We start from the raw sequence: 3,930 nt of genomic DNA, 5'->3' as shown, positions 1-3,930 counted from the left end.
GGTGGCCCTCATCCAGATCAAAATCGGATAACGAGGGGTCGCACTGTCCGCTATTCGGACTTATTCCGTGCCCCTGTCACCCTGCGCATACGTATGCAGACCGGTCCGTGCCGCACCCGGCGCCCGTCGCCCGCCGGATCAGATGCCCCCGTTGACCACCGCGTTCTGCGCCGCGCCGGCGCTCACGTTCCACTTGGCCAGGATCTTGTCGTACTCGCCGCTGCGGATCAGCTGGTCGATCGCCTTGGTCAGCACGTCGCGCAGCTGCCCGTCGTCCTTGCGCACCGCGATCCCGTACGGGTTGGAGGTGGACTGCCCGCCGGTCACCTCGAAGCGGCCGCCGCCGTCGGTGGTCTTCGCCGCGTAGGCGGCCACCGGGAAGTCGTTCAGGCCGGCCGCGGCGGCGCCGGAGGCGACCTCGGCCAGCGCCTTGGTGTCGGTGTCCAGCTTGTGGGGGGTCAGCGGGCGGCCGGCCCGGGCGCAGACGGCCACCTGGCGGGTGACGATCTCGTCCTGGGTGGTGCCCTGCTGGAGCGCGACGGTCCTGCCGCACAGGTCGTCCAGGCCCTTGATCCCCTTGGGGTTGCCCTTCGGGACGACGATCGAGGTGCCGGCGATGAAGTAGTCCACGAAGTCCACGCCGGGGCCGGTCTGCTTGCCGTTCTCGTCCAGGGCGTCGCGGCGCTGGCGGGTGTCGCTGAGCGCCGACATCGCCACGTCGTACTGCTTGGCCTGGAGGTTCGACACCAGCTTGTCGAAGGGGGTGTCGACGAACTCGACCCGCACGTCGAGGATCCGGCCCAGGGCGGCGGCGAGCTCCGGGTCCAGGCCGGCCGGCTTGCCGTCCGGGCCGCGGTACTCCACCGGGGCGTAGTTGACGTCCATGCCGACCCGCAGCGCCCCGGCCGTCCGCTGGGCGTTCGGCAGCTTGCCGCGGAGGTCCTTGACCGGGTCGTCCGAGGCGGCCTGCCCGCCGCCGCAGCCGGTCAGCAGCAGGGCACCGGCGGTGGCCAGGGCGGCGGCGGCCGGTATCGGACGACGGGCATGGCGGACGTGAAGCATGAGGGAGGCTCCTGTGGGAGGGACGAGCGGCCGCCACGGTGTCGCGCGGGTGTACGCGAAATGGCGGACAAGCGATCCTGCCATCCCGGCCTGCCGGGCCCGGCGGCGGGTGTGTCAGAATTCGTTACCGGGTGACCCCCGAACGCTCGAACCAGACCGACGAGCCCCGACAGGCTCGGGGTGCCCGGGAACGGAAGTCCTCACGCGGCTCCGTATCCGGGGCGCCGACTCCCCTTCGGATCTGCGTTCACTCCTGCGGGTGCGCGTGCGCTCATGCCGTTGCCGCCGCCGGTGCCCGGCGCTTCCGACGCCGGGCCCTGTGACGCGACGGCACGGCGATGAACCGCACGTGACGAGGACGAAAAGGCATAGGTGCGATGCCTTCGTCCGACCTACGCTCGGCCCGGAAGCACAACGCGGACAACACAAGACCCCATAAAACCCTCATCCGAGGGCGCCGCCCGACGGCAGCGCCCCGACCCTGACCCCGGGTCCGCTTCGGCGTACCCGGTTTCCGGTTTCCGGCCGGGTCGTCCTGCCCGTCGGCCGCGCGTCCTCGCCAGATCAATGACGAAGAGGTCATCGTGGCAGCGGAGATCATCAGCAGCACCCAGGACACCGACGATCCGGTCGACGCGGTTTTCGCGCTCCACCGCGGCGGCAAGATGGAGATCCGGGCGACCGTCCCGGTGCGCGACGCGGACGACCTGTCCCTCGCCTACACCCCCGGTGTCGCCCGGGTCTGCACGGCCATCGCCGAGCAGCCGGAGCTGGTCAACGACTACACCTGGAAGGCCAACACCGTCGCGGTGGTCACCGACGGCACCGCGGTGCTGGGCCTCGGCGACATCGGCCCGCAGGCCTCGCTGCCCGTGATGGAGGGCAAGGCGATCCTGTTCAAGCAGTTCGGCGGCGTGGACGCGGTGCCGATCGCGCTCGCCTGCACCGGAGTCGACGAGATCGTCGAGACCGTGGTCCGGCTGGCGCCCTCGTTCGGCGGCGTCAACCTGGAGGACATCTCCGCGCCCCGCTGCTTCGAGATCGAGCGCCGGCTCCAGGAGGCCCTGGACATCCCGGTCTTCCACGACGACCAGCACGGCACCGCGATCGTCACCACCGCCGCCCTGTGGAACGCCGCCAAGGTGACCGGCCGTGAGATCGGCTCGCTGCGGGCCGTCATCTCCGGTGCCGGCGCGGCCGGCATCGCCATCGCCAAGATGCTGGTCGCGGCCGGCATCGGCGACGTGGCGGTCTGCGACCGCAGGGGCGTCGTCCACGAGGGCCGCGGCGACCTCACCGACGTCAAGGCCGAGATCGCCGGGCGGACCAACCGCACCGGCCTCAAGGGCTCGCTGGCCGACGCGCTGGCCGGCGCCGACGTGTTCATCGGCGTCTCCGGCGGCACCGTGCCGGAGGAGGTCGTCGCGACCATGGCCGAGGGCGCGTTCGTCTTCGCGATGGCCAACCCCACCCCGGAGATCCACCCCGAGGTCGCGCACAAGTACGCCGCCGTGGTCGCCACCGGCCGCAGCGACTTCCCGAACCAGATCAACAACGTGCTGGCCTTCCCGGGCATCTTCGCGGGCGCCCTCCAGGTCCGCGCCTCCCGGATCACCGAGGGCATGAAGCTCGCCGCCGCCAAGGCGCTGGCCGGCGTCGTGGCCGACGAGCTGACCCCGCAGAAGGTCATCCCCTCGCCCTTCGACGAGCGGGTCGCCCCGGCGGTCACCAAGGCCGTCGCCGAGGCCGCCCGCGCGGAGGGCGTCGCCCGGGCCTGAGGCCGAGCCTTCCGGGGCCGATCCTTCCGAGGCCGGGACACGCGTCACATGCTCGCGTGCTTCCCGGCCTCGGCCGTACCGGGCTAACGTCCGGGGCATGTTCGCCGCCTACGCCGCACGCATCGACGCCGACGATCCGCTGAGCGGGCTGGAGCTCGGGGAGCTTCCCGAGCCGCAGGCCCGACCCGGCTGGAGCGTGGTCACCGTCCGGGCCGCCAGCCTCAACCACCACGACCTCTGGTCGCTGCGCGGGGTCGGCCTGCCCGCCGCGCGGCTGCCGATGATCCTCGGCTGCGACGCCGCCGGGATCGACGAGGACGGCAACGAGGTCGTCATCCACTCCGTGATCGGCCAGAGCGGCCACGGGGTCGGCCCGACCGAGCCGCGCTCCATCCTGACCGAGCGTTACCAGGGCACCTTCGCCCGGAAGGTGGCCGTACCCACCTGGAACCTGCTGCCCAAGCCCGCCGGGCTGAGCTTCGAGCAGGCCGCCTGCCTGCCCACCGCCTGGCTGACGGCCTACCGGATGCTGTTCACCAACGCCGGGGTCAAGCCCGGGGACACCGTCCTGGTGCAGGGCGCGGGCGGCGGGGTGGCGACCGCGCTGATCGTCCTCGGCAAGGCGGCCGGCCTGCGGGTCTGGGTCACCGGACGGGACGAGGCCAAGCGCGCCCGGGCGGTGGAGCTCGGTGCCGACGCGGCCTTCGAGAGCGGCGCCCGGCTGCCCGAACGGGTGGACGCCGTGCTGGAGACGGTCGGCGCCGCGACCTGGTCGCACTCGGTGAAGTCGCTGCGGCCGGGCGGCACCGTGGTCATCTCCGGGGCCACCTCCGGCCCCAACCCGAGCTCCACCGAGCTGAACCGGATCTTCTTCCTGGAGCTCAAGGTGGTCGGCTCGACCATGGGCACCAAGGAGGAGCTGGCCGGGCTGCTCGCGTTCTGCGCCAACACCGGCGTCCGGCCGGTGATCGACTCGGTGTTGCCGCTGGCCGAGGCCCGGGACGGCTTCGCCCGGCTGGCCGGGGGCGACGTCTTCGGGAAGATCGTCCTCACCCCCTGACGCCGCGGCGGCCCGGCGCCCCCGAACGGG

At 72.4% G+C, this 3,930-nt stretch carries 3 protein-coding genes; 2 read left to right on the top strand and 1 reads right to left on the bottom strand.

The annotated features are described in order from the left end of the window. Positions 1-138: 138 nt before the first annotated feature. Positions 139-1,062 (bottom strand): ABC transporter substrate-binding protein, encoded by a 924-nt coding sequence (locus ACIQOV_RS31440; protein ID WP_401054058.1) that lies wholly within the window; start codon positions 1,060-1,062, stop codon positions 139-141. Positions 1,063-1,646: 584 nt separating this feature from the next. Here ACIQOV_RS31440 and ACIQOV_RS31435 point away from each other — a divergent pair. Both ACIQOV_RS31435 and ACIQOV_RS31430 read left to right on the top strand, forming a co-directional pair. Next, entirely contained in the window at positions 1,647-2,840 is a 1,194-nt protein-coding gene (locus ACIQOV_RS31435; RefSeq protein ID WP_401054056.1) for an NADP-dependent malic enzyme, read from the top strand. 97 nt (positions 2,841-2,937) lie between these two features. Next, the gene (locus ACIQOV_RS31430; RefSeq protein WP_401054054.1) at positions 2,938-3,900 is read left to right on the top strand and encodes a zinc-binding dehydrogenase; all 963 of its coding nucleotides are present in this window, start codon (positions 2,938-2,940) and stop codon (positions 3,898-3,900) included. Positions 3,901-3,930 lie beyond the last annotated feature (30 nt).

It is taken from the genome of Kitasatospora sp. NPDC091257 (genome assembly GCF_044757675.1).
Classification (GTDB): Bacteria; Actinomycetota; Actinomycetes; order Streptomycetales; family Streptomycetaceae; genus Kitasatospora; species Kitasatospora lactacystinica.
Note: the sequence above shows the minus strand (reverse complement) of the source record. Positions and strands in the feature narration are given on the sequence as shown.

Bases quoted from the DNA above. Each gene is read 5' to 3' on its own strand.
- ACIQOV_RS31440 (WP_401054058.1), bottom strand. From the start codon at position 1,062: ATGCTTCACGTCCGCCATGCCCGTCGTCCGATACCGGCCGCCGCCGCC.
- ACIQOV_RS31430 (WP_401054054.1), top strand. From the start codon at position 2,938: ATGTTCGCCGCCTACGCCGCACGCATCGACGCCGACGATCCGCTGAGC.